Source organism: Fictibacillus fluitans, assembly GCF_030418125.1.
Classification (GTDB): Bacteria; Bacillota; Bacilli; order Bacillales; family Fictibacillaceae; genus Fictibacillus_C; species Fictibacillus_C fluitans.
In genome coordinates, this window is sequence record NZ_JAUHTR010000004.1 from 249,175 (window position 1) to 275,395 (window position 26,221).

At 46.8% G+C, this 26,221-nt stretch carries 17 protein-coding genes; 8 read left to right on the forward strand and 9 right to left on the reverse strand.

Features of this window, described 5'->3' with window-relative positions:
- Nucleotides 1-891 carry an SMP-30/gluconolactonase/LRE family protein gene (locus QYB97_RS10440; RefSeq protein WP_301165937.1) on the forward strand — a complete coding sequence of 297 codons (891 nt, stop codon included), beginning with the start codon at nucleotides 1-3 and terminating at the stop codon, nucleotides 889-891.
- Between the two features lie 284 nt (nucleotides 892-1,175).
- Here QYB97_RS10440 and QYB97_RS10445 read toward each other — a convergent pair whose 3' ends face one another.
- From QYB97_RS10445 to coxB, 4 genes are all read right to left on the reverse strand, one after another.
- On the reverse strand, nucleotides 1,176-2,054 hold the full coding sequence (locus tag QYB97_RS10445) for an LCP family protein (RefSeq protein WP_301165979.1): 879 nt from the start codon (nucleotides 2,052-2,054) through the stop codon (nucleotides 1,176-1,178).
- A gap of 186 nt (nucleotides 2,055-2,240) precedes the next feature.
- Entirely contained in the window at nucleotides 2,241-2,846 is a 606-nt protein-coding gene (locus tag QYB97_RS10450; protein WP_301165938.1) for a cytochrome c oxidase subunit 3, read from the reverse strand.
- Nucleotides 2,847-4,793 carry a cytochrome c oxidase subunit I gene (locus tag QYB97_RS10455; protein WP_301165939.1) on the reverse strand — a complete coding sequence of 649 codons (1,947 nt, stop codon included), beginning with the start codon at nucleotides 4,791-4,793 and terminating at the stop codon, nucleotides 2,847-2,849. It lies immediately after the preceding gene.
- A gap of 88 nt (nucleotides 4,794-4,881) precedes the next feature.
- A complete protein-coding gene (gene coxB, locus QYB97_RS10460; protein ID WP_301165940.1) occupies nucleotides 4,882-5,886 on the reverse strand; it encodes a cytochrome c oxidase subunit II in 1,005 nt (334 codons plus the stop codon).
- A gap of 475 nt (nucleotides 5,887-6,361) precedes the next feature.
- On the opposite strand from coxB, the gene fdhF reads away from it, so the two are divergent.
- The 3 genes from fdhF to QYB97_RS10475 all read left to right on the forward strand — a co-directional run bounded on the left by fdhF (nucleotide 6,362) and on the right by QYB97_RS10475 (nucleotide 10,536).
- Entirely contained in the window at nucleotides 6,362-9,307 is a 2,946-nt protein-coding gene (gene fdhF, locus QYB97_RS10465; protein ID WP_301165941.1) for a formate dehydrogenase subunit alpha, read from the forward strand.
- A complete protein-coding gene (locus QYB97_RS10470) occupies nucleotides 9,300-9,788 on the forward strand; it encodes a helical membrane plugin domain-containing protein (protein ID WP_301165942.1) in 489 nt (162 codons plus the stop codon). The genes fdhF and QYB97_RS10470 overlap by 8 nt, the downstream gene beginning before the upstream one ends.
- A 67-nt stretch (nucleotides 9,789-9,855) precedes the next feature.
- Nucleotides 9,856-10,536: a DUF4396 domain-containing protein gene (locus QYB97_RS10475; RefSeq protein WP_301165943.1), complete on the forward strand. Its 681-nt coding sequence runs from the start codon at nucleotides 9,856-9,858 to the stop codon at nucleotides 10,534-10,536.
- Nucleotides 10,537-10,547: 11 nt separating this feature from the next.
- On the opposite strand, the gene QYB97_RS10480 is transcribed toward QYB97_RS10475, so the two are convergent.
- The gene (locus tag QYB97_RS10480) at nucleotides 10,548-11,219 is read right to left on the reverse strand and encodes a YetF domain-containing protein (RefSeq protein WP_301165944.1); all 672 of its coding nucleotides are present in this window, start codon (nucleotides 11,217-11,219) and stop codon (nucleotides 10,548-10,550) included.
- A gap of 243 nt (nucleotides 11,220-11,462) precedes the next feature.
- On the opposite strand from QYB97_RS10480, the gene QYB97_RS10485 reads away from it, so the two are divergent.
- On the forward strand, nucleotides 11,463-12,761 hold the full coding sequence (locus QYB97_RS10485) for a S8 family peptidase (protein ID WP_301165945.1): 1,299 nt from the start codon (nucleotides 11,463-11,465) through the stop codon (nucleotides 12,759-12,761).
- A gap of 411 nt (nucleotides 12,762-13,172) precedes the next feature.
- On the opposite strand, the gene QYB97_RS10490 is transcribed toward QYB97_RS10485, so the two are convergent.
- A complete protein-coding gene (locus tag QYB97_RS10490; RefSeq protein WP_301165946.1) occupies nucleotides 13,173-13,922 on the reverse strand; it encodes a sulfite exporter TauE/SafE family protein in 750 nt (249 codons plus the stop codon).
- A gap of 334 nt (nucleotides 13,923-14,256) precedes the next feature.
- Between QYB97_RS10490 and QYB97_RS10495 the strand changes: the two genes are divergently transcribed.
- Complete coding sequence (locus tag QYB97_RS10495) at nucleotides 14,257-16,935, forward strand: S8 family peptidase (protein ID WP_301165947.1); 2,679 nt, start codon at nucleotides 14,257-14,259, stop codon at nucleotides 16,933-16,935.
- A gap of 171 nt (nucleotides 16,936-17,106) precedes the next feature.
- Here the strand turns inward: QYB97_RS10495 and QYB97_RS10500 are convergent, their stop codons facing one another.
- Genes QYB97_RS10500 through QYB97_RS10510 form a run of 3 tightly spaced genes read right to left on the reverse strand, consistent with a single transcriptional unit; the run spans nucleotide 17,107 to nucleotide 23,547 of the window.
- Nucleotides 17,107-18,999, reverse strand: coding sequence for a glycoside hydrolase family 84 protein (locus QYB97_RS10500; protein WP_301165948.1), 1,893 nt, complete (start codon nucleotides 18,997-18,999; stop codon nucleotides 17,107-17,109).
- 30 nt (nucleotides 19,000-19,029) lie between these two features.
- Nucleotides 19,030-21,537, reverse strand: a complete 2,508-nt coding sequence (locus tag QYB97_RS10505; protein ID WP_301165949.1) for a PQQ-binding-like beta-propeller repeat protein — start codon at nucleotides 21,535-21,537, stop codon at nucleotides 19,030-19,032.
- 27 nt (nucleotides 21,538-21,564) lie between these two features.
- Complete coding sequence (locus QYB97_RS10510) at nucleotides 21,565-23,547, reverse strand: WD40 repeat domain-containing protein (protein WP_301165950.1); 1,983 nt, start codon at nucleotides 23,545-23,547, stop codon at nucleotides 21,565-21,567.
- 390 nt (nucleotides 23,548-23,937) lie between these two features.
- On the opposite strand from QYB97_RS10510, the gene QYB97_RS10515 reads away from it, so the two are divergent.
- Together QYB97_RS10515 and QYB97_RS10520 are read left to right on the forward strand one after the other, a co-directional pair.
- Nucleotides 23,938-25,203 (forward strand): sugar ABC transporter substrate-binding protein, encoded by a 1,266-nt coding sequence (locus tag QYB97_RS10515; protein ID WP_301165951.1) that lies wholly within the window; start codon nucleotides 23,938-23,940, stop codon nucleotides 25,201-25,203.
- 135 nt (nucleotides 25,204-25,338) lie between these two features.
- Nucleotides 25,339-26,217 carry a carbohydrate ABC transporter permease gene (locus tag QYB97_RS10520; protein WP_301165980.1) on the forward strand — a complete coding sequence of 293 codons (879 nt, stop codon included), beginning with the start codon at nucleotides 25,339-25,341 and terminating at the stop codon, nucleotides 26,215-26,217.
- Nucleotides 26,218-26,221 lie beyond the last annotated feature (4 nt).

The window sequence follows — 26,221 nt, forward strand, 5'->3', positions numbered from 1 at the left end:
ATGACAGATAAAGTTGAATTAGTGCATGATGAAAAAGCGATGCTTGGAGAAGGACCAATCTGGGATGAGCGCAGCAACAAGCTCTACTGGGTGAACATTCTTGGGAATAGCATTCAATCGTTTGACCCGCGTTCCGGGGATACAAAGAAATATGAGCTGGACCAATATCCGGGAACATTGGCATTAAAAAAAGATGGCGGGTTTGTTTTAGCCGCCCAGCACGGCTTTTACCATCTGGAGTTGAATGAGGATGGCACAAGCTCAATGGATAAAATCGCAGATCCCGAGGAGCATCTCCCGGGAAATCGTTTCAACGATGGTAAATGTGATCCGCGTGGACGCTTTTTGGCAGGGACGCTTTCCCTGAATGAAGATAAAGGAGCAGGATCGCTTTACCGGCTGAATCTCGATGGCACAGTCGATGTGCTGATGAGCGACTTGACCATTTCCAACGGCTTGGCCTGGAGTGACGATGGCACGGTTTTTTATTTTATTGATACACCAACCATGCAGGTAAAGGCTTACTCTTATAATCTCGATATTGGAGAAGTGGGAGAAGGAAGAGTCGTAAAGGACTTCACCGATGAAGTGGGAGCTCCCGACGGTATGACGATTGATGATGATGGAATGCTCTGGGTGGCACTTTACGGCGGCTGGGGATTGGTGCAAATCGATCCGGCGGACGGAAAGGTGCTGCAAAAGATCGACGTGCCCGCTTCCAATGTGACATGCTGTGTTTTTGGCGGGGAAAATCTCGATGAGCTGTACATCACTACAGCAAGGCAGCACCTGAGCGACAGCGACCTGAAGGAGCAGCCGCAAGCTGGCGGTCTCTTCCGCTATCGTCCCGGTGTGAAAGGACGGCCTTCGTTCCGGTATGCCGGAGAGTAGATCCGCAATTTGAGGAAGCAGAAGCACTGTTGATTTAGCGGACAGTGCTTCTTTTATTTGTCGAAAAATGAAAATGATGTGATATGCAACTATTTCGTGTCGAACCGCAACTAAATATCCCGGCACCGCAACTAAGACGTGTCGAACCGCAACTAAACTCCCCAGCACCGCAACTAAACCGGCTGGAACCGCAACTAACGCTCCGGCAGGTGTACATATCATAAGAAAATCAACAAAAAAACAGGACAGATCACATGATCTGTCCTGTTTTGTACCCGAATCTGCTATTTAGCAGATAAAAACTCCTGCAGCGCTGCCTTATTTTTCTCAAGATCGATGCTGAGGACATCTCCTACATTGTGGCGCTCATTTTGGAAGGAATTGTCCAATGGGATGCGGAGCGTCTTGACGTTATGAGCCTGTCCGGTAATAAAGTCTTTGCCCACAATGAGCTTGGACTTGGAATCGACGTTGGTCTCAATGTATGGATCCAGCAAGCCAACGATTTTCGGCAGTTTAAATACATTTTTAATACGGGTAGCTTCTGTCTTTAATTTGGACAGGACTTCCTGCTGACGGGCAACACGGCCAAAGTCACTCTGGGCGTCATGGCGGAAGCGCACATAACTGAGCAAGTCTTTTCCGTGAAGATTCTGGTATCCGGGCTCTAAGTCCAGTTTCATGTCGTCAATAAGGTTTTGCGGCACATTCACTTTAACCCCTTTTGGAGCAATGGTGTCAGCAATTTTGGAAAAGCCCTGAAAATCAACGACCGCGTAGTAGTTGATATCCACGCCAAAGTTTTGTTCAATGGTTTTCCGCAGCAGCTCGGGACCGCCGAACGCATAGGCGGAATTAATCTTCTGCTTGCCGTGGCCAGGAACATCAACATAGGTGTCCCGCATAATAGACACCAATTTGGGCTGATGGCTCTTCTGGTCATACTGGCCGATCAAAATAGAGTCTGTCCGGGAATGCGCTTCTCCTCTGGAATCACTTCCGAGTAAAAGGACATTTATTTTACCGTTCTCGGGCAAATCGCCTTTAAACTGTTCTTCGTTTTTCTTATCATCCTCAAATTTTCCATCGCTTGCCTGGGACAAGCCCTGCTTGTATTGGAAGTAGCTGTATGCTCCCCCAACCAGGATCAAAAGAAGGATCATTAACAAAATAAAACGTCCCCAGCGGAACTTTCTCTTTCTGCGTCTTTGTACTCGAGCCAATGTTTACCCCCACTTATACACAGTTTCTATCAAACTGGTTACTTATTTACCACATTGTAACACGTATTTCTATTCTACTAAAATAAGCCCCCTTTCTTTTGAAAAGAAAGAGGGCTTCTGCAAAAGCTATAAAAACTGGCCGAGGCCATAGAGCAGCAGGAAGATGAAGACCCAGACTGAATCGACAAAGTGCCAATAGATTCCGAATGAAACAAACCGGCCGTGGTTGGCAACGGTAGCGCCTTTTGTTTTTACATGGACGAGCAAAAGGGCCATCCACAGTATGCCGAACAGGACGTGACATCCATGCAGTCCGACAAGCAGGTAGTAGGAGGAGATAAAAGGGCTTCTGCTCAAGGTGTACCCGTCTCCGATATTTTTCAGAAACTCTATCATTTCCAGGGAAAGAAAACCAAGGGCCAGGAGGACAGTCAGTCCGATGAAAAACAAGGTTTTTCCCTTTTCCCGGACATGCAGGGTTTTTTCCGCAAGGTACCAGGTCAGGCTGCTGGAAAGAAGCAAAATGGTTGGGAGAATAATTTCCTTGAATTTAAAAAACTCCTTCGGTCCCGGGCCGTCTCCCAAATGGTGGAGCATCACAAAATAGGTGGCAAACAAGGATCCGAAAATGACAGCTTCCGCACAGATAAACAGAAACATGGCGGTCTTTCTTGGCGAGGCATATTCGAGAAGGGTTTCGGTTGAATTTTCTACGTTGGTCTCCACTCCCATTTACGCTTCCTCCCTTCGAATGGCTTCTTCAAGCTGTTCACTCGTATAAAGTTCGATGCTCTGCTCATACGTGATGGAGCGCCAGGCCATAAGAAGCAATGTTCCGATAAAGCCTGCGATCGTGATGAGGGGCACTTCAAAAATCAAGCCAAAGGAGATGGTGAAAAATCCACCGCTCAGCAAAAGTGGAATAATGGTTGGCTTCTCGACCACAATTCTCTTTTCTGCCTTTTGGGAAAACTGCAGCGTGCCGTCACCATGATCCTTTTCATACCAAAGGTTTTCCAAATCCCTGACAACAGGCAAGTACGGCCAGCGCAAATGAGAGGAAGGGGAGGAAACCGCCCATTCCATTGTGCGCCCGTCCCACGGATCAGCCACTCCATGCCGTGGTTTTTTCCGATAGCTGTAAAAGACATTCCACAGGAACAGAAGCACACTGACGGCCATCAGATAGGCGCCCATCGTACTGATAAAGTTAAATTCGAACAGCCCGTCCTCCGGCAGGTAGGTAAAGGTTCTCCGGGGCATTCCCTGAAGGCCGGAAAGGTGCATCGGCAAAAACGTCATATGAAAACCGATGATAAATGTCCAGGCCTGCCATTTTCCGATCTTGTCATTGAGAATATAGCCAAACATTTTTGGCCACCAGAAGTAAAATCCGGAAAAGGCGCCAAGCACAGTACCGCCGACCATGACGTAATGCAGATGGGCCACGACAAAGTAAGAGTCATGGTATTGGTAATCCGCAGGAACGACTGCCTGCATGACCCCGGTTACTCCCCCGATAACAAATGAGGGAATAAAGGCAAGCGCATAGAGCATGGCCGTCGTAAACCGGACAGAGCCGCCCCGAATGGTGAACAGCCAGTTAAAGATCTTAATTCCCGTAGGAACGGCAATCAGCATGGAGGTGATGGCAAACACCACATTGGCAAAAGCGCCAAGGCCGACGGTAAACATATGGTGAATCCAGACCATGAAGCTTAAAAAACCGATAACAAGCATAGAGAGAACCATGGAGGAATAGCCAAAGATCCGTTTGGAAGCGAATGTGGAAATGACCTGGGAAAAGATTCCGAAGGCCGGAAGAATGACAATATAAACCTCAGGATGGCCAAACGCCCAAAATAAATGCTGCCAAAGCACGGGATTCCCGTTTTCGCCGCTGAAAATATGGGTGCCGAACTGATTATCAAACAACAGGATCAACAAAGCCGCACTGAGTACAGGAAAAGCAAAAAGAATAAGGATGGAAGTGATCAGGACCGACCAGGTAAACAGCGGAATCTTCATAAATCCCATCCCGGGTGCACGGTGCTTTAAAATAGTGGTGATCATGTTAATCGAAGTCATAATGGTACCGATCCCGGAAACCTGGACACCCATGTCGTAAAACGCCGTGCCGTTTCCCACAATATCCTTGTCCACTGCCAGCGGAACATAGGAGGTCCATCCGGTGGACGGCGCACCGCCCAACACAAAGCTCATATTGATCAGCAAGCCGCCGATCACAAAGAGCCACATGCTTAATGAGTTGAAAAACGGAAAGGCAAGGTCTCTTGCCCCGATCTGAAGAGGTACGGCGATGTTCATCAAACCGATCAAAAAAGGCATCGCCACAAAAAAGATCATGAGAGTCCCATGTGTCGTCATGACCTGATCATATTTATCCCCCTGGAAGACCCAGAATTTAAAATCCGGAAAAGCTAGCTGTGTCCTCATCAGCATGGCGTCGAGTCCGGCACGAAGGAAAAAAACGAATCCCCAGGCAATATAAAGAATGCCGATTTTGCGGTGATCCATCGTGCGGACCAGCATCCACGTCATCTTCCACTTTTTAGCCAAAGAGATATAGATCACAGCAGCCACCAGAATTACGAGAATGGAAATATTGGCGGCGATAATGTCAGAAGCGAATTTGAGTTGTGTATTGAAAAACGGCATATCTATCCCCCCAGCTTCTTTAGATAGTTACTGATCGAGTCTCGCACCTTCCATTCCAATCAACAAAATCTTTGAAGAATATAAAACATCACTTTTTCAGCGTCTTCAAGTAAGCGGAAAGTGCAGTGTAGTCCTTGTTGCTGAGCCCCTTGGCTTTTGGCATTTCAGTTCCCGGCTTTACTTTCGCCGGATCCTTCAGCCACTTCTGTACATTTTTTTCTGTGTTGGGAAGGAAGCCGGCAACACGTTCGCGGTCGCCGAAATCAGACAGATTGGGTCCTTCCTTTCCTTGATTGGAGCTCGTAAGGCCGCTTGTCGCGTGGCAGCTCAAACAGTTAGCTTCAAAGACTTTTCTGCCGTCCGACTCCTGTGAGTTGAGCTTTGATGATGTGTTGTCTTTTTTCATTTGATTTACCCATTGCTCGTAATCCTTTTGGCTGTCCACTTTTACCAGAAAACGCATAAAGGAATGGCCCGCTCCGCAAAATTCGCCGCATTTCCCTTGATATGTACCGACTTTTTCGGGAGTAATGGCCATTTTGTTTGTCCTTCCGGGAATCAAATCCTGTTTTCCCCCCAATTGGGGTACCCAGAACGAATGGATCACATCCATCGAGTGAAGTTCTATGACCACGCGTTTTCCTTTGGGCAAATGAAGTTCCTGGGAGGTGACAATCCCCTCTCCCGGGTATTCGAATTTCCACCAGTATTCACTGGCGGTTACTTTCACTTTCATCGCCCCGCGGTTATCCTGTTTCTCTTCCCCAAATACACTTTTCACCATGGGAACAGCGAGGATAAGGAGAAGGACAAAGGGGAGAATGGTCCAGGTGAGCTCCAGTTTTTTATTACGGTTTTCTTGGTGCTTTTCGGGTGTATAGCCCGGCCGTGCCCGGTATTTGTAAACAAACCGGACAAAAAGGACCACAACGGTGACCATGACAATTAACATAATATAAATGCTGAGTTTAATGAGTGAATATTGTTCCTCTGCCTGACTGCCGGCGGGGTTCAGGACATCCAAGCTATTGATGGCTGAACAACCGGATAAAAAAAGAAGGCAGCTGCCCCAGATTCCTACAATCTTTTTCATAGCCTCTCCTTTCAGCACATTTTTTGAAATTGAACGGCAAAAGGCAGCAGAACATAATTCAGCTGCAGGTATGTAAACGTTCTTTTAGGTGTAATCCCCTTTTTTCCTGGATTAAAACGTGTTCAGCTGCTCTTTAGGAAGGGAGTAATTAGAAAATTCTTGACATGACGTTTATAGATATGGCCGTTCAGGGAACAAAATAAAAGATATCAACAAGTAACCAAAGAGGGAAGAGTGAGGTGAATCCATGATTGAAAAACCAGGATTGACGCTGAATGCAGCGGCTGCCGTCCCACAAACGACGGTGAGGATGCCCTGCTTTTTGTTCGTGGCCGATTTGCCTGCCACTCTTCTTTTTTCTGTATAAAACTTTACAATGTAAAGATTTTACTTCGTGTATGGATGCTCCTGTTCTTTTAAAAAATGGACGTTAAAACTTTTTATCCCACAATAAACCAGGTTAAGGAGGAGACAGATGGAAAACAAACTATCAGTTGTCATTAACGGAGATCAATTCGAGGCTGAACAGGGACAAAGTGTTCTGCAGGTCCTGCTGGACAAACAAGTCTATCTTCCGCATGTTTGCTATCAGGAGAGTCTGGGACCGATTGAAACCTGTGATACGTGTGCTGTCCTTGTGAACGGTGAAATCGTCAGGGGATGCGGCACCTTCGTAAAAGAAGGAATGGAAATTCAGACGGACACTCCGAAAGTGAAGGATGCCCAGTTTAAAGCGATGGACAACATCCTTGAAAATCACGAATTATATTGCACCGTATGCGACAACAACAATGGTGACTGCACGATCCACAATACCGTGAAAGACATGGGGCTTGAACATCAAATTAAAAATTTCAAAGCGAAAAGCTACGATCTTGATAAAGGACAATTTTACAGATATGACCCTGATCAGTGTATTTTGTGCGGACAATGTGTGGAAGTATGCCAGACGGTTGAAGTCAATGAAACGCTTTCCATTGATTGGGACCTTCAGCAGCCCCGGGTCATCTGGGATAACAATGTTCCGATCGAAGAATCCTCTTGCGTAAGCTGCGGGCAATGTGTAACCGTATGCCCGTGCAATGCGCTGATGGAAAACAGCATGCAGGGCCAGGCTGGTTTCCTCACGGATATCCGTCCGGACTATTTGCGTTCCATGATTGATGTAACGAAGGAAGCGGAAACAGGGTATGGTCCGCTTTTTGCCATATCGGATTCGGAAGCGAAGATGAGGGAAGACCAGATCAAGAAAACAAAAACGGTATGTACGTATTGCGGTGTCGGCTGCAGCTTTGAAGCCTGGACGAAGGGCCGTGAAATCCTGAAAATGGATCCGGTACCCGAAGCGCCGGCCAACGGCATCATGTCCTGCATCAAAGGGAAGTTCGCCTGGGGACATATTAACAGCGAAGCACGTTTGACCCGCCCATTAATCCGCGAAGGTGAATATTTTAAAGAAGTGGAATGGGACGAAGCCCTTGACTACATCACGGATAAGTTCAAGGAAATTAAGGGAAAACACGGTCCTGATGCACTCGGCTTTATCGCCTCATCCAAAGCGACGAATGAAGAATCATACCTGATTCAGAAAATCGCACGCCAGGTGATCGGAACGAACAATATTGATAATTGCTCCCGTTACTGCCAGTCCCCGGCGACCAAAGGTCTTAACCGGACCGTGGGCTACGGGGGAGATGCAGGGTCTATGCATGACCTCCAGGCAGCAGAGCTCGTCATCATGATCGGCTCCAACACAGCGGAAGCTCACCCGGTGCTTGCCTCCAAAATCAAGCGATCCCACAAGATGTTCGGACAAAAGCTGATCGTTGCCGACCTCCGCAAGCATGAAATGGCAGAACGGGCGGATCTTTTCATCCATCCTGAGCCGGGAACGGATCTGGTGTGGATTTCAGCCATTGCCAAATACCTCATTGACATGGGCTGGCATGATGAAGCATTTCTAGCAGAGAAAGTGAATCATTTTGAAGAGTATGTGGAAAGCCTTAAGCCCTTCACATTGGGAACGGCAGAAGAAATTACCGGAATTTCACAGGAAACACTGATCCAGGTGGCAGAAGCCATTCGCGATTCTGACAAAACGTGCATTTGCTGGGCGATGGGCGTCACGCAGCACCAGATTGGCTCGGATACGTCCACGGCCATTTCCAATCTGCTGCTTGTTACCGGCAATTACGGCCGGGAGGGAACCGGTGCATACCCGCTGCGCGGCCACAATAATGTGCAGGGTGCGAGTGACTTTGGAAGCATGCCGGACACATTGCCAGGGTATCAGAAAATCAGTGATCATGACGCAGTGGCGAAGTTCGAACAGGCATGGCAGGTCAAGCTTTCAACGAATGAAGGAATGGACAACCATGAGATGGTGCAGGGCATTTATGACGGAAAGCTGAAATCTCTTTATGTCACCGGTGAAGACATGGGCGTAGTGGACTCCAATATCAATTACGTAACCGAAGCCTTTGAAAAGCTGGAGTTCTTTGTCGTGCAGGATCTCTTTTTAACCAACACGGCGGAATATGCCGATGTGGTGCTGCCGGCTTCACCAAGTCTTGAAAAAGAAGGAACGTTCACGAATACCGAGCGCAGAATTCAGCGTTTGTATCCTGCTCTGGAGCCGCTCGGTGAATCGAGGCCGGACTGGGAGATCTATTGCGAGATTGCCAAACGGCTTGGATTTGACTGGAGCTATTCCTCTCCAGCTGACATTATGGCCGAGGCAGCAGGGCTTGTGCCAATTTTTGAAGGGGTAAGCTATGAGCGGCTCGAAAACTTTGAGAGCCTGCAGTGGCCAGTAAATAAAGAAGGAAAAGATACGCCTGTTTTGTTCACGGACGGTTTTCCATTCCCGGATGGTAAGGCGAAGCTTCACCCGGTTAATTTTGCACGCCACTATCATATCGATGAGGAGCACCATCTCCATATCAACAATGGCCGTATACTGGAGCATTTCCATGAAGGCAATATGACCTATCATACAAAAGGAATCCGTGCAAAAGTGCCAAATTCCTGGATTGCGGTGTCCGAAGAGGCTGCAGAAAAGTATGGAATGGAAGAAGGCTCCAAGATTAAAATTTCTAATGAAAATGGAGAAGCGGTTACCCAGGTGCACATATCCAAGGAAGTGTTCGGGCAGGAGGCGTACCTTCCGCTCAATGACAACGGCAAAAGCGCCATCAACTATTTAACGAGCAATATTACGGATAAAGATACCAATACACCGGCTTATAAAGAAGTTCCGGCCAAAGTCGAAGTGCTGGAGAAAAAAGGAGACTCGCCGCTGCCGCTGTACAACTACCGAAGAGGAAAACGCAATCCGCAGTATGGCGTGGATGTTCAGAAAAAGTGGGATCGGGTGGATTACATTTTTCCTGGAAACGAGGAGGTAAAAAAAGATGGCTGAGCGGATCAAAGACATAAAACGCATGGAGATTCCAGAGGAAAAGATAAAACAAGATAACCTGAATGAATTGCTTGATGTGTTGTCTGAAAATAAAGAGGCGATGCTTGAGACCGTCCGGTTTTTCAGCCTCCTGCATGAGAGCGGAAACCTTGCCATGATGAACGCAATGGTTGCCAAACAGGAGCACATTATGGGAAATCTCGCTTTTGAAGCCAATAATAAACCGAATTCTACCATCCTGCATAACTTTACCCGGTTAGTTGAATTCCTGGGCATGCTGAATCTTGAAGGCATTGATGAACTGACGACACGATACACACGAAAGCAAAAGGAAGAGGGAACAGAGGTGCCAAGCGTTGAGGATGTTGGATTCCTTAAACTGATCAAAACGCTGAAAGATCCGGAGATCAGCCGGGGAGTGTATATTATGCTTCAGCTTCTCCGCGGAATCGGACATGGTCCTTCAGATGAAAAGAAATAAATAAAGGCGGCTCTGAGGGGGCCGCTTTTCCAATCATTCATTTATATAGAAAGAGGTGAAGCCAAACATGCAGTGGCTTGAAATTCTATCATACATTGGAATTGGAATTGGCGTTTTGCAGTTCCTCATCATTTTGGTCCATTCTATCAGCCACCCGCAAACGATGAAGGTGATGAATGTGGTTTGGCCCCTGACCGGGCTTTACTTTCCATTGATTGGCTTATGGATGTATTACAAGCTGGGCGTTCCGGACGCCAAAAAGGAAATGGATCATTCCAATCACGAAGAGATGCATCATAGTGATAAACCGTTCTGGCAGAGTGTTGTCGTCTCCACGACGCATTGCAGCAGCGGTTGCTCGCTTGGCGATCTTATCGGCGCTCCGATTGTCTTTTTAACCGGGCTGACGATTGCAGGAAGCACACTTTTTGCAGATTTTGCAGTCGAATTTGTTTTGGCCTACATTCTCGGTATTGCGTTTCAGTATTATGGCATGGGAATGGGCTCGAAGCCGGCTGGAGAGAAGCTCAAAAATGCGATTAAAGCCGATACCTGGTCACTGATCGCGTTTGAACTCGGGATGTTTGCTTGGATGGCCCTGTCCCATTACGTCTTCTTCTCAGAACCGCCGAAGCCAAACGGCCCCGTGTTCTGGTTCATGATGCAAATCGCCATGATCATTGGCTTTGGCACAAGCTACCCGGCGAATTGGTTTTTGGTAAAAAAGGGCGTCAAGCACGCGATGTAACGTACAACCGCTCAGCGGTCATCGCGTTTGTCGATATAAAGGATTCCGTCTTTTTGAACTTGTGCAAAAAATACGTCGCTGACCGATGATATACCTTGATTTCGTAATTGCTGATGAAGCCATGCTTCATCCAGCTGGAGTTTATCCAAATTGGCTGTATGAATGTTACCGTCGGATATTACCTCTGTCGGAAACGGGAAAATCGGAGGTTTGGGAGCGGCAGATTTCTGACCGCTTCCTTTTTTCATAACAGAAAGCTTTCCGTCCGTTTCAAAGATGGCGTAATCGACTTCAGTTAAGGAGAAGATTTCTTTTTCCCGCAGCTGCGCCATGAGCGAGTTGACATCCAGCCGCACCCGTTTTAACGTTTTTTCCATGATTAATCCATCACGAATAATAATGACAGGTTCCCCGGTCATCAGGTTTCGTGCTGTTTTGGATTTGAGATCGAGGTAGCCGGTTAGTATGGTAACAGCTCCCCAGCAGGCAACGACTAGTAATCCATTACGGATGCTCATGTTGGGATCCGTAATCAGGGTTCCGCCCAATGTGCCGAAAACAATCGCGGATATAAAGTTAAAAAACGTCATCTGGCTGATTTCCTTTCTTCCCATCAGCCTGGTTAGTGCCAATAAAAAAAGATAGGCAATTACAACCCGGGCAATTAATTCAAAGACACTCATGCGCATCTCTCCTTTTTATCAGTCTTGTCAAAAGGAAGAGAAATATAACATGGAAAGCGGCTCTAAGGGAGGCCAAGAGATTGGCTCTCGGGGAGGCCGATTATCGGCTCTCCGGAGAGCCGCTTTTTTGATAGGCAAATCTATCATTTTTTGTGGAATCTAGCAAATCACGGGACAAACACCGCTGCACATTTCCCCTATTTTCATAGAATAAAACAACTCTAATAAAAAGGGGGAATTTCGGTGTTTGGATTTTCAATGATAAAACTGGTGCGCCAGCATGCCGATAAGCTGGACCTTCAAATGCGCTCTAAACTTGTGAACTTGTACAGGCCCATGCGCAAAACGCCTTGTTTTCTGCACAGCAGCATAGAAAAATGGCTGACAAAACGGAGTAAAATAAAGGTGTTAATTGAATTTCATGAAGAGGAAGCCAATGTGCTTGCGGCGGCTCAGGTTCAAGAGTATATAGCAGCACACCGCAATTGCAAGGTTCATCATCAATTTGGAAGTATACCGTTTTGCTCTGCAACCGTAACGGCCAATGCGCTGGAAGATCTGTTAACCAACTGCAACCATATCAAAAAAATACATTATGACCGTGAAGTAAGAGCGCTGCTGGATAAAGCGTCACCTTCCATTCATGCCGATGTACTGAATCAATCAGGGGTGACGGGAAAGGATATTACGATTGCCATCGTTGATACAGGTATTTATCCGCATTCAGACATAAAAGACCGCATAATTGGTTTTAAAGATCTCGTAAACAAGAAAAGCGAAGCCTATGATGACAACGGGCATGGCACTCACTGCGCGGGTGATGCAGCAGGTAACGGCTATTTGTCAGACGGCAAGTACAAAGGACCCGCCCCGGAAGCCAATCTGGTTGGCGTAAAGGTATTGAATAAAATGGGTTCAGGTTCATTGTCCACCGTTATCGCTGGTGTGCAGTGGTGCATTGATAACAAGGAAAAATACAACATTAAGGTCATTTCCATGTCACTCGGCAGCAGCGCTACCCAGCCTGCAGCAGAGGACCCGGTCGTAAAAGCCGTGGAAAAGGCCTGGAAAGAGGGGATTGTGGTCTGCGTGGCCGCCGGAAACGAAGGACCGGATGACAATACGGTTTCAAGTCCCGGAATCAGCCCGAAGGTCATAACCGTAGGGGCGATCGATGATCAAAACACCTTAGATCGCAGCGACGACAAAATTGCCAGCTTCTCCAGCCGCGGACCGACCATTGATGGTATTACCAAGCCTGATATACTAACACCTGGTGTTAATATCGTATCCTTGCGTTCTCCTGGCTCCTATTTGGACAAGGTTGCTAAAGACAGCCGTGTAGCAAAAGACTACTGTTCACTTTCCGGCACATCCATGGCCACACCTATTTGCGCCGGCGTAGTGGCATTAGTCATTCAGCAGAATCCGGATTTTACGCCGGACCAGGTAAAAGAAAAACTTATAAACGCAGCAGAAGACTGGGGACTCCCAGCCCATTCACAAGGGCATGGTTACCTTGATGTCAGTAAGTTGATCTGAGTCTATTGATTGTGTTTTGGCAAGTTTCTTCCTTGATAGGTTGGTTGTAGTGCAAGGTGCGAGATCCTCGAAAATGAAGATCGCATTTTCTTCGTGCGATGTATCGCTGCCGAAGCCTTCCTTGTCCTGCGGGACTAGCGTGACAGGTGAGACTAAGTAGGTGCTTGCACCGGTAAAGTAGGTGCTTGCACCGGTAAAGTAGGTGCTTGCACCGGTAAAGTAGGTGCTAGCACCGGTACCGTAGGCGCCTGCGCCAAAAGGTAGGCGTTTACGCCGGTAAGGCTCACCGCACGCCCTGCGAAGGTAGGCGCTCGCGCCGGTAAAAGCGAGCGGCCTGAAATGAAAATCAATCACTTTCAAAAGCGACAAAGCGAAAAAAGAGGAACTCCTGCGAGCTCCTCTTTTTTGTTGCTATTCAAATAAAATCAGCAATGCAGCGACAACAGGCGTTGCCACCATTGCGGTCTTCAATAAAGGCTTCGGAGCGAATTTGGTCAGCTTTGCCCCAAGGTAAGCTCCAATCATCGTGCCGGCAAGCACCTGCAGGAGGAGCATATAGTCAAGATAGCCTTGCATGATGTAACCAAAGCCGCCTCCGACCGCTATCGGGAGAATAACCAGCATGGTTGTCCCGATCGATTGCCGGATGGAAAGTCCGAAAATGAGCAGCAGGCCGATCTGGATAAACGGAGCAGAGCCGATGCCAAACGCACCCGACAGGAGGCCGGTGGTCATTCCGAGAAGCAATGCCTTCATCAGAAGCGTCGGATAGCCCAGCTTTTCGTTGATGGTTTCTTCGACTCTTCCTTTGGTAATAAAGAAACGGACAATCAGCAGCACTGCCGACAGCAGCAGCATGCCTGCTGTTAAGTAGTGAAGATGCTCGCTCGGGATAAGAGAGGACAGCCTTGAGCCGAAATAAGCGGCGATCGCTCCAAATCCCCCGGTCCAAACACCGGCACGGAGGGCAATGTTTCCTTCCTTCATATGACTGTACGTTCCTGACAGCGTCGTAAAAGCCATGGCGGCAAGGGAAGTTCCAAGCGCCGTATGAATCGGTATATGAAAAAGGACAAGGATTGAAATGATAAAACCTGCTCCGCCAACGCCGATAAATCCGCAAATCAGCCCGATGACAAGCATGGTTAGAGTAATAAGCACGGTAAAAGGATTCCTTTCTTTGGCGGAATATCCGTCATTCTTGTTGTTCTTTCTTTATTATACTAAAGCAAAACAACAGAAAAAATCAATGGATGGGGTTTATTGGATGATTTCAACTGGAAACTTTTAAGTAATCAGCATGCTGACTGGTTCTGGCAATCTTTTAGGCGGGAACTACCAGAAAAAAAAGAACCGCTGGTTTAGTTCGGGACCTTCGAATGCTTTTCTGGTATTTTTTGAATAATTTACCTATTAAGCTTTGAAAATATGTTTTAATAGCGTTATGGCCAAAACGGCCTGTTCCTTTTTACACCAAATAAGAGGAGGTAATGCAATGAACGCTAAAAAAACAGCACAATGGACAGCACTGCTGCTTGTATTTGCGCTGGTGGCAGGATTTTTTGCACCAGTTACCGGACAAGTGGCAAATGCTCAAGGTTCGACATCACTTGAAAAAGCAGCACCACTGAAAAAAGGGAAAGAAATTAACAGTTCTTTTGACGCACCTGAACAAACACAATGGTACAAAATCACTCCGGAAAAGGATGAAATTCAAAAGGATTCCCATATGGAAATCTCGCTTGCGGGTGAGGGCAGCCTTAACATTTCCGCGTATTCCAGTATTGAAAATGCGGCTAATGACCAAACATTTGATTTATACCGGGGATTTACCACTCCGGATGAGCCGGTAACGCTCGAAATGCCGCATGCGTGGAAGGGACCTTATTACATAAAGGTGGAATACCTTGGAGAAGATCCCGAAGCCGAGGAACCACCAGCTGCCGATGAGCAGGAAAAGGTGAATTACAGCATTGGCTATAAAGGCGTAAAGCATCCTCCTGCAACGGAACAAGCGGGAGAAGAATGCCCGGTTGAAATGAGTGCCGGACAGAAAAAGTCGGGAGCCGCATTGCTGACCCAGCTCCGCCAGCTTCGTGATGGCCTGCTTTCCCAAACAGACGAGGGAAAATCACTTTCTTCTCTATACTACAAAACCGCTCCGTTTTTGGTAGGGAAAATGATGCTTCATAAAGATCTTCGCGAGGACGTTTACAACCATCTTGTGGCGCTAAAGCCATTATTCAATGAACTGGCCGAAAATGGATCAGCAAGCACGTATGTGTTATCCGGCAAGGATCAGACGGCCATCCAGGAGCTATACAAAATCGCGCTGGATGCAGCACCGGACAAGTATAAAAAAGATATCGAAAAGATTGGCAAGCAGGCAGGCATCAATGCCCTTAAAGGCAAAAACCTTTCCGACCTGCTGGAAAAAACCAATCTCATTCCAGAAAGCACAAAGGATGTAACGAGCAAGCTTATTGTAAAAATGAAAGATGGATACACAAGCAAATCATTGAATCAAAAGCTGCAAACGTTCGGAATCCAGTCCACCGCCCGTTCAGCATTTCAATCTCAACACAAAATGAATAACAACATGTATGTGGTCAAAGTGGATGGAGCAAAAGCTTCAGGCACATACAGCGCGACCTCCAATAGCGCAAAAACTTCAGTAAAGGCCGCCGCGGCCGCCCTTTCCAAACTGCCTGGCGTTGAATTTGCCGAGCCTGTGCAGCGCTACCATTCACTGGCCAATGATGTGGAATATTCCTATCAATGGTCATTAAAGAACAAAGGTACAGATGGAGGCATCAAGGGAGCCGACATTAATTATGAATCAGCGTCCAAACTGGTAGACCCAAAAGCGAAGGATACCTTAATCGCTGTTGTTGATACCGGAGTGGATTACACCCTCGCTGATTTAAGCAATAAAGTACGCAGCGATATCGGAAAGAACTTTGTTACTCCGGATGCAGCTCCGCTCGATGATATGGGGCACGGAACACACGTCTCCGGCATTATCGCGGCACAAGCCGACAATGGGTACTCCATGGCGGGCATTGACCAAAAAGCGAAAATTCTTCCGGTAAAAGTACTGGATGCTTCTGGTTCCGGTGATACGGAGCAAATCGCAATGGGCATCATGTATGCCGCTGATAAAGGCGCGAAAGTCATCAACCTCAGTCTTGGGGGAGGCTATAGCCGTGTCCTTGAATACGCGATGAAGTATGCTTCTGACAAAGGAGCAGCCATCGTCGTGGCAACCGGCAATGATGGAACATCCCAAGTGAGCTACCCGGGCTCATCCAAATATGCAATTGGAGTCGGGGCGACCAATAAGCTGGACGTTGTAGCTGACTACTCCAACTACGGATCAGGACTGGATCTTGTTGCACCAGGCTCCAATATCCCAAGCCTGGTGCCAAACGGAAATGTCACGCTCATGTCAGGCACATCGATGGCCACGCCGCATGTTGCTGCAGTAGCAGGAATGCTGCTTTCTGAAAATCCTCGTCTCAAAGCGAAGGATGTTGAACGAATTCTGACAGAGACAGCCGATGACATTGCCTTCGGCGAAGTAGATAATCCAGGAGATGAATACGAAGAACCATCCAAGCCGGCACCGGGCTATGACACAGCTTCCGGACATGGCAGACTCGATGCGTTCAAAGCATTAAGCGCTGTTGAACTGAATGCAAAAGTGAACCCGGTTCTTGATAATATGAACAAGGTATCCGGCGTTGCAAGCATTGGTTCAAAAGTGACCGTGAAAAACGGCAGTAAGACACTGGGCAAGGCCACCGTTTCAAAAACAGGAACATTTACCGCCAACGTACCGGTTCAAAAGGCGAACCAGGTGCTTCACGTAGAGATTGCCAAAGGTGCGGCAAAAACGGCCCTTAAGGCAGTCGTCAAAAAAGCACCGGCACCTGACATGCCGAAGGTAAGCAAAGTAACGGCGAAGTCTGTGGCTGTCAAAGGAAACTCCGTTGCCGATGGAACCATCAAAGTAAAAGATAAGAAGAAAAAAGTAATTTCCACCGCAAAAGTGAGCTCAAAAGGCACGTTCTCCGCAAAAATCAAGAAACAAAAGAAAGGCACGGTTCTTTACGTCACCGTAACCGATCTTGCCAAACGCGAGAGCAAAGCCACTAAAGTGACAGTGAAGTAATAAGGAAACCCCCAGCATCCTCCGGCTGATCCGGAGTGCAGGGGGTTTTTCATTTGATGGAGTCGGGTTTTGAAAATAAAAAGGCTGTTTTTGAAAATGAATGGTGCACTTTTGAACATAAATCAGCTTTTTTGAAAACAAATGAGGGTGATTTGAAAGTAATTCCCTCGATCAGTAAATGGTCGGTGCTGGAGAGTCCGCTTTTGTGCCTTCATTCAATGCATCATGGCCAAGAACTCTGTTAATGAAAGAGTTCATCGCGCTTAAACTCAATTTTTTCGGGATAGACACCAGTTTTTCGACGAGACTTTCAAGAATGACTCTCTGAGTGTCCGCCTGAGAAGCATCACCCTCCTTTTCCATCAGAACAAGCTGCACCGCCGCTTCTCCAGCGGCACCATACAAGGACAGCTTGATTAAATAGGGCTCTGTTTCCCTCAGAAAATTCGAATTACCCAACTGCTGAAGCTGATTTGGTACATTTTTCAGCTCGAGGAACTGGTGGAGCAGCTCATTTGCCTCCGCCCCAATAGCTCTCTTTTCCTTTTGTTTCCAAAAAGCGTCCATAAGTGGCTCCAACTTGAGAGAAAGCGGCTCTTTATGGTTGTTTAAGAGACTGCCATAACAGCTTTCTACAAACAGTCTCAGGGCATTCATTTCTCTGCCGCCCGAAAACTCTAATAGACTTTTTTGCAGTGATTCCTCGGGCTCATAACCCGTTGGATTCCACATATACTCTGCCATGGTATACAGCGGAATTTTTGAAGCCTCTGCCTCATTCATTGGATTGGCTGTTATCCCGATGATTTCAGTTTCCTTATACAACTCTGCATCTCTGCCATAAAGCGGCGCAAGGAAAAGCCGGTTGCGGTCAAAATCATTTACGGGATAATTGTCCCAGATTAATAGCGGATGCTGAAAGATACCGTGAATACATTGGGCATCCTTGACACGGATGGATGGAGCGACTACGCCTATTCCGGTCCATTGTACGATAATATCCGGCTGCACGAGTGCAGCAAATCGTTCCCGGTAAGGAGAAGTGCCTTCTTCATAATATTCAGTCGGTACGGTGATTAACGGCTTTGCCCCAGGATGTGTTTTTATAAATTCCTCATTAAAACGATTGAGAAGGAAAGCCTGTGCTGCAGCAGAAGGATTATGGTCTCCTCCAAATTTTTCTTTGTCCTTTGGAAAACGGAGGGCGGGATCAATATCATCCAGATAAAGAGCAAATGACCGCACCCCAATATCCCAGACTGCCTGCGCCTTATTAATCAGCTTCTGAAATTCCGAATCATCTGAAAAGGTGATACTGTTGCCTGGTGAGATGGCAAATGTAAAGGTAATATGGTTCCTTTTTGCGGCATCAACCAGCTGCTTGATTTCCGCCATTTTGTCCTGTGGATAGGGAGTCCGCCATTTTTCACGGTGGTAAGGATCATCTTTTGGTGCATACACGTATGCATTCATCTTGTGCTTACTGTAAAAAGAAAACTGGTTTAGGCGTTCTTCATGTGACCATGGCGGGCCATAAAATCCCTCGATCACTCCCCGAACAGGCATGGACGGCCAATCATACACCGTTACGGAAGGGATCCATCCGAGAGGGTCTTTCTTAAAAATGAGCTGGCTGAAGGTTTGAGAGGCATAAAAAATTCCATTCTCATCCATTCCGGCCAAAACAATCATATGAGTGCCGGAATTCGTGGAGCCGGCTGCCAGCACATAGCCTTCAGCATGAAAACCTTCAGCTGTTGTAGCCCCAAGAAGATCCAACGCATCAGAAACGGTCTGGTTTTCCAGGAATTTCCCCATATAAATCACGACGGGCATGGCTGTGGCCGCTATGCCGCCTTCCGGGGGTGTGCTTCTGATTTCCACTTCCTTTACCCCTGCATGATAGAGGGCAGTTTCGACTTGCAGCAATGCCGCAGGGGGAGTGTCCATGCCCGTTACAAGCCAAACGACAGGTGAAAGAGCAAAGCCGTCTTCGTGAATATTTACTGCTTGCGGTACAGGTGATAAAAGGCTGCCTTCATTTTCGGGCATCCGACTGATCATTTTTAACCCACTCCTTTGTTAATAGGGGCATTATTCTTCCAACGTTAATTTAGAAAGCTTGATGTCATCATAATAAGACGTGGTCATCGCATAAGCAGTGGTATAAGCCAGTACCTTGGCGGTGGCTGCTTTTTCTGGAACCTTTGCTGTCACCGTTACTTTTTGCCAATGGTTATAGCCCGATTCGGTGTGGACAGGTGTGGAGGAAACTTCTTTTCCATCTTTGTCATAATACCGCAGCATAAAGCTTGAAAGGCCTTCTTTTAAATAAAGCTGAGTCTGTGCTTTCAGGACCTGGCCAAACTGGACCTTTACCGGATGGCTCGTCAGGGCTACGGACTTCTTTCGGGACGTATCGACAAGCTTTAAGCTGTTTCTGCCTTTTTTATGTTTTTCACTCGTTAAACTGAACTGAACTTCGCTGTCAGCAGCAAACATGGATGCCCATCCCGGTACACGATCATGTATCATGGGGATTTCGAACCCGCTGTTTGTCAGATGGACAGGCTTTACTTTTGAAATGTGATCCACTTCGATTTTATACAGCAGTGTGCGGTTGGAGGCCAGGGAGTAGTAGATGTCTCCATCATCACCAATGGAAAATGAATAAGCATTTGTGATCTTTTGGCTGTCCAGGGTGTCAGGATCAATGGCTGTCAGGTTGCCGCCTGTGAAATTGGCAAACAGCAAGCCGTCTGACCATTTAAGATCAATGGATCCCCATGCATCCTCAGGGAGTACGCCATCAGGATACACCTTCTTGCTTTTAACAACGTTTAGTGTTTCTGGATCCAGAGCGAAGATAGCATTTTTTACGGCTCCCCATAGCAGTCCGTCTGGTCCAATAGAAAGCTCTCCGATCAGGTGGGGTTTTTCAATTCCTTCGATGTTCAATGAAACTTCTTTGATTTTCTTTTCATTTTTTACATCCCATACAAAAAGCTTCGCCTCTTCAGCTGTGGGATCAGCTCCAAGGCCACCGGTGATAGACGTCGAGCCATAGACAAGCCCATCTTTATAAGCGAGGCCAACAACACTCTGGTCCTGTACAACGTTACGGAACACCTTGTACTTCACGCCTTCCGCTTCCGGGTCATAAACGGTCAGCGCACCTCCAAGTTCCCCGTAAAACGGTATACTGCCAATAAAGGCTTTCCCCCCGCCTGTGGAAATGGTTTTAATCCTGTTCTGAGATTCTCCGAGCACAAACAGTTTTTCAGGATTTTCGCTGGATGGCGGAAGGGCCGGATCATAAGCGCGGATGTCACCTGACGGATACACACCCATCAGCATCTTATTCCCGAGCGGGGCCATACTGTCGCCCTGCCCAAGGTTAAACGGCGTTACTTTTCCTGTCACTGGATTGTATTGTGCGCCTTTTGACGTCTGCATGCCGCTGATGTAGAAATTGCCGTCAGGTCCTTTTTCGATCGCCTGCATGACGGTCGGTGTTGACTGAACGAGAGAAGGAAGACGTGTAACCTTTTTGGTTTCCAAATTAATAATGGTGACATACCCGCTAAAGTTAATGGTCACCAGACTTTTCCCCGGAAGTTCAGGCGTATTGAATTCCACCCAGTCAACTCCCCGGAAACCGCTTTCATATTCAATGCCTGTATCTTCAATTTTTAAAGTGGCGAGATCTACTGTCCTCAATTTATTGTCCGTGGTCATAAAGTAGACTTTATTGTTAAGTGATTGTTCTTCTACGTGTAAGCCGCGGACATTTGGAATGGTGACATCAAGCCATTTCTTTTCCTGCGTGTCATAAATAAATCCGTTGCTGGAAAGCTCATAGCGTGCAAAAAGGTAGCGGTCATCCACCTTTTCCAGGTCATAAATATGGCCAGGTTCGCCAATAGCTTTGGAGATGTCCTCCCTTTCGCCGGTTTTCATGTTGTAGCGGACGATTTGCCCATGGCCGGTTCCGGAATAAATGTTATCGCCGATCACCGCCAGTGAGCGGATATATTCCTGTGACACAGCTCCAATCATCCGGCCGTAATCCGTTACCTTTTTGGCTTCGGGATCATATTTAAACACTTTACCGCCAGGGTAGGTTCCAACAAATACTTCTCCCTTTTCATTGGAAGTAATGGAGAACGCAAACGATTCTCCGGGAAACTTGTAAACCAACTCGGCTTTTTTGGTGACAGGGGAGTATCTCCATAATTTCGCTCCACCGCCCTCGGTGGCAACGTAGAGGTCACCGTTCGGAACAACTTCATGTGCCCATGAGTTTTCCGAGTTCTCAAGGTCAATAACCCGCTTGAGCTTATAATCTTCAATATCAAGCACGTTTAATTTGGCGGGAAAGCCTTTGGTTGTCGTATACATGACGCGGTGTCCATCTTCCGTTCCGACAGCGCCGTTAAAAATGGAGATGGCCTGGTTCAGAGGGGCAGTCAGCTTTTGAGGTTCGCCAAAGTAAGTCCTCGCTAATTTACCGGAACTCTTGGCAGACGCCTGTTGGGTGAAGCCAAGACCTAAACCAAACAGAATCACAAGAGATAAACAGAGTGAAATCCACCTTTTCAAAAAAATCTCCTCCTTCTTTACATTCGTTTAACGGGTGTAACGGTATAAATCCGTTCCTCTGGAAAAGTAAAAGTTCCCTTCCCGGTCCTTCGCATAAAGCGAGGCATCCTCATCAAGAATTTCGGTTTCCCATGTCTCGGGATTGAACTTGAACAGCTTGCCAAGCGTTGTGCCGTAAAAGTTTCCGTCTGCATCATAATCAAGGAAGACGCCTCTCCAATAATGGCCAATGCTGCTCCAGCCGAACGGAAAGAGCTCCTTGGACATGATCACCTGCTTAGTGGAGGGATCAAATTTAAAAATCTTGCCGGGGCTCATGCCCCACAGGTAGCCGTTCTTATCAAACGAAAGGGCGCCAATGGCTTTTTCACCAGGAAGCGGTGAGATTTCAAACCGTTTCGTATTTGTAGCAGGATCATAGGCAAATAACTTGCCTTCCGATTCCGTAGGCGTTGATCCAAGTCCGCCAAATACACTTGTTCCTCCATAAACAATTCCGTCGTTATAAGAGAGGGAAATGATGCTTTGATTGCTGACAATGTTGGAGTGAACGTGATAGCTTTCCGTCTCCTCATTAAGAACCGTCAGTGCCCCTCCCAGTTTTCCGTAGTCAGGAACCGTGCCGATAAAAAGGTTTCCGTCACCCTTAGCCCAGCCAAATGGCCGGTCTTGTCCCTCGCTTTTCAGCGAAAAGAGAGCACGTGGGTTAGTGGCCTCCGGAACATTTACAGGGTCATGGTCATACGGTTTATCAGGGTCATACTTATAGATCACTCCGCCAGTGTACACTCCCAAATAAAGAAACTGGTCCGTTGACAGCATGTTTTCCGCCTGTCCGAAGCCTCTGAATCTCGTAAACTCGTGATCCTCAAGAGAATACCTGGTAAATCCTCCGGTCGGATAGCCGCTCGTGTAAATGTTTCCGTCAGGCCCTCTGCCAATCGACTGAATTTCGACCGGCTGTCCTTCAATGTCAGCTTCAATGCTCTTTGATTGTCCAGTCGTTGGATTGTAGATCCAGAAGCTGCCGTTATACCTCATACTAACCAGGGTTTTTCCTTTGAAGCCTGCCCCGGACAACTTCATCCACCCGAATCCTTTATTGCTCCAGCTCTCTTTGTAGCCGGTTGGCGTCAGCTGCTTATCACTTAATCTGTACGAATAGAGTTCATCTCCAATATTGAAATAGACAAATCCATTCTCGTCAGGCGGGGAAACACGAGAGCCCTTAACATTTGCAATTTCATCTACCCATTTCTTCTTTTTTAAATCGTAGACGAGCATCGTGTTGGACGGGGTAAGCCGGGCAAAAAGGAAACCGCGGTAGGCATCAAGATCATACAGATCCTGCTGGTCGGCAAATTTTTCAGGAAGCGGTATGTTGTTCTTCTTTCCGGTTTCCGGCAGGATTTCGATCAGCTGTGCTTTTTTTACGCCCGTACCGGCGAATACGTGCCTTTGGGCTACAGCAACACTACGTGTGTAGCCCTGGTCCTCAGCCGCTTGCCCGAAGTCTGTAAATGACTTCTTTTCTGGGTCATACATGAACACTTTGCCGTTTGGATAGGTTCCGCCAAAAATGCGTCCCAGGTGGTCACTCTGCAGTCTCCAAAGTGCCGTTTCACTCTGAACGGGTTTGCCAAGGTTGGTTACGGCATCTGTTTTGGGATCGTACCGGTATAAAAAGGGACCTCCGGCAATATAGACAATTCCATTTGGATCAACAACCATTCCCCAGGCGGAAGCCGCACCATTCAGCGGATGGCTGGCTATTTTTTTACCATCAACAGGATCAATGATGTTCAGCATCGTTGGGGTTCCGCTTGCTGCAGCATAGATGACCTGGTTTCCATCTGGTCCTTTTCCATACGCGCTGGAATGAATACCGATATTAAAGTGAGCGGTTCCAAGTCTTTCGGTTTGGCCAACAGCATGTGTTTTCGTTGAAAATGAAAAAAACGACATAGCAAGCAAACAACAGAGTAACAGGTTTTTATACGATCTTTTCACATGAAAAAACCTCCTCTTAAAAATTAAACACAGCAGTATTTATTTGGGTCATATCTGGTTCGTTATTAATCATACAAAAATACCCTTTCTTATCCAATAATATTTTAGAAAATTCAGTCAAATATAAACTTACTTAAATTAGAACCTGATAAACACAGCGGCCAAGAATTCAGTCAGTACAGGTATTAAAGGCGATTTTAAGCTGAAAACAATGGACTGTCTTTAATGTGGCGATAAATAATAAGAGACATTTCTTGTGAATTTGCAATGCCAATAAATCAGCATTGTCTTTAAAATGTCCAAAAATACAGAATATATTGACGATTAATACAACCTCACTTATTCTAAATTCGAGTACCAGTTATGAACCAGAAAAAGGAGGAAGTTGAGATGTTCTGGAAAAAAAGCGGGGTTATTGTTCTTTTATGTGCACTCCTTTTAGTCTTTACCGCCTGTTCAAAGGATGAAGCTGCATCGGGAGGGAGCACGGACAAGAAACAATCAGCAACATTAACGGTATGGATCCATCCATACGTGAGTGATGAGCTGAAGAGCAAGCAAAACGAAGTATTCAAAGGGATGGGGGAACGATTCAAGAAAGAGTATCCCAATGTGAAAGTAAAGTTTGAAGAAATTCCATGGGCGAACCGGGAGCAAAAAATTCTGACCGCACTGGCCGCGAAACAAGGTCCGGATGTCTTTTACCTGATTCCGGACATGATGGCTCAGTTTGCAGACAAAGGGGTGCTCGCACCAATCGATGATCTGCTTGGTGACTATGGCAAGGATGATTTTGACAAAACATCATTGGAAGCGGTTACGTATAAGGATAAAATGTATGGTCTTCCTTTGTTAAAAGAGGTGCAAACCTATTTTTACAATACTAAGATCCTGAAAGAGCTTGGCGGGGATCCCAATCATTTGCCTCAAACTTGGGATGAATTCAATGCTTTGGCTGAAAAGGCTGTAAAAAAAGGATATTATGCACGAAACTATGAAGGCGGAAATACGCCAAATGCCACGCTATACCCTTATGTCTGGCAGGCAGGCGGTCAGGTCATTACAGATGACGGGAAAATTGCCATCAACAAACCGGATGCCGTCAAGGGGTTTGAACTGGTCAATAACTGGTATAAAAACAAGATGATCCCGAAAGACTCCATAAATACCACCGACCATCTTCCTCTGTTTTTGGAAGGAAAGTCTCTGGCATACTGGGGAACTGGAGCTTCTCTGGCGACGATGAAAGAAAAAGGGTTCAAAGATTATGCGATTGGTTCACCGCTTAAAAATAAAGAGATGGCAACGTTCGGAACAACTGGAATGTTCGTTGTTTCGGGCAACTCCGAAAATAAAAAACTGGCTGCACAGCTCGTCAAATCGATGACAAGCACGGAAAGCCTGAAAGCATTCAACAAGCTGACCAAATATGTACCACCAAGAAAATCAGCAGCAACCATCTACAGTGAAGATAAGGACATGAAAGTCCTGACAGAGTATGCGCAGTACGCGAAGCCAGGCGTAATCCACCCTGTTTCCCGTTCGGTCATGCCGCAAATTCAGGCGAAGCTTCAGGAAATGATGCAAGGAAAGAAAACACCGCAGCAGGCGGCGGATGGAGCTGCCAAGGCAATACAGGAGGAGATGAATAAATAATGCAGGGAAGGGGGGAGGCGTCTCTCCCCGCTTGCTTTTTCTAAATCGGGAGGTGAGTTTATGGGGAATTCTAACTTGTCAGTGAGCGGTCCGGCTCCTCATCCAGCAGCGCGGCCGGCGACACGTGCTTTTAAAATGAAAAAGCATTGGAACAAATATGCGATGATTTATATCTTTTTAGTTCCCATCCTTGTTCATTTTAGTATCTTTCATTTGTTTCCGATCCTTTTTAGCTTGTACATCACCTTTACAGACTGGCCGATTATCGGTGATCCAAAATTTATCGGCTTAAAGAACTGGATCAATTTTTTCTCTGATCAGCTGGCGTGGAAAGCGATCTGGAACACGATTCTCTTTTCACTGTATTATATTGTCCCGACCATGGCGCTGGGTTTGTGTCTGGCGTTGTTGATCAATACCGGAAAAAGGGGAACCGGATTTTTTAAGGGGATCTACTTTTTGCCTGTGGTGACATCCTTTGTGGTGATTTCCGGTATTTGGGCGTGGCTGTTCAAAGGAACGGAAAGCGGGTTTATCAATTCCTTCCTTGGCTTATTCGGTATCGAGCCGCAGCTGTTTTTGTCTGATTCGATACAGGCGATGATGGTGCTTGCGGGTTTAAGTGTGTTTAAGGTGTGCGGCAGTACGATGATTTACTATTACGCGGGACTTCAATCGGTACCTGATGAGTTTTATGAGGCAGCAAGGATCGACGGTGCTTCCAAGTGGCATTTGTTCTGGAAAATCACGTTTCCGCTGTTAATGCCTATTCATTTTTATGTTGCCATCATTACTACCATTGGTTCGTTCCAAATCTTTGATTCTGCGTTTCTATTAACAAGCGGCGGGCCGAACTTCTCTACCACTACCATTGTGTACTATCTCTATCAGGAAGGGTTCACCTCTCTTCGTTTGGGATATGCCAGTGTGTTGGCCTATATCTTGTTCTTTATCGTATTTGGCATCTCTTTGATTCAAAAGAAAGCATTAGGAAAAGAAGTGAACTACAAATAGAAGG

Excerpts from the sequence above, each read along its gene's own strand:
- QYB97_RS10440 (WP_301165937.1), top strand. The coding sequence starts at position 1 with ATGACAGATAAAGTTGAATTAGTGCATGATGAAAAAGCGATGCTTGGA.
- QYB97_RS10445 (WP_301165979.1), bottom strand. The coding sequence starts at position 2,054 with ATGATCCTTCTTTTGATCCTGGTTGGGGGAGCATACAGCTACTTCCAA.
- QYB97_RS10450 (WP_301165938.1), bottom strand. The coding sequence starts at position 2,846 with ATGGGAGTGGAGACCAACGTAGAAAATTCAACCGAAACCCTTCTCGAA.
- QYB97_RS10455 (WP_301165939.1), bottom strand. The coding sequence starts at position 4,793 with ATGCCGTTTTTCAATACACAACTCAAATTCGCTTCTGACATTATCGCC.
- coxB (WP_301165940.1), bottom strand. The coding sequence starts at position 5,886 with ATGAAAAAGATTGTAGGAATCTGGGGCAGCTGCCTTCTTTTTTTATCC.
- fdhF (WP_301165941.1), top strand. The coding sequence starts at position 6,362 with ATGGAAAACAAACTATCAGTTGTCATTAACGGAGATCAATTCGAGGCT.
- QYB97_RS10470 (WP_301165942.1), top strand. The coding sequence starts at position 9,300 with ATGGCTGAGCGGATCAAAGACATAAAACGCATGGAGATTCCAGAGGAA.
- QYB97_RS10475 (WP_301165943.1), top strand. The coding sequence starts at position 9,856 with ATGCAGTGGCTTGAAATTCTATCATACATTGGAATTGGAATTGGCGTT.
- QYB97_RS10480 (WP_301165944.1), bottom strand. The coding sequence starts at position 11,219 with ATGAGTGTCTTTGAATTAATTGCCCGGGTTGTAATTGCCTATCTTTTT.
- QYB97_RS10495 (WP_301165947.1), top strand. The coding sequence starts at position 14,257 with ATGAACGCTAAAAAAACAGCACAATGGACAGCACTGCTGCTTGTATTT.
- QYB97_RS10500 (WP_301165948.1), bottom strand. The coding sequence starts at position 18,999 with ATGATCAGTCGGATGCCCGAAAATGAAGGCAGCCTTTTATCACCTGTA.
- QYB97_RS10515 (WP_301165951.1), top strand. The coding sequence starts at position 23,938 with ATGTTCTGGAAAAAAAGCGGGGTTATTGTTCTTTTATGTGCACTCCTT.
- QYB97_RS10520 (WP_301165980.1), top strand. The coding sequence starts at position 25,339 with ATGAAAAAGCATTGGAACAAATATGCGATGATTTATATCTTTTTAGTT.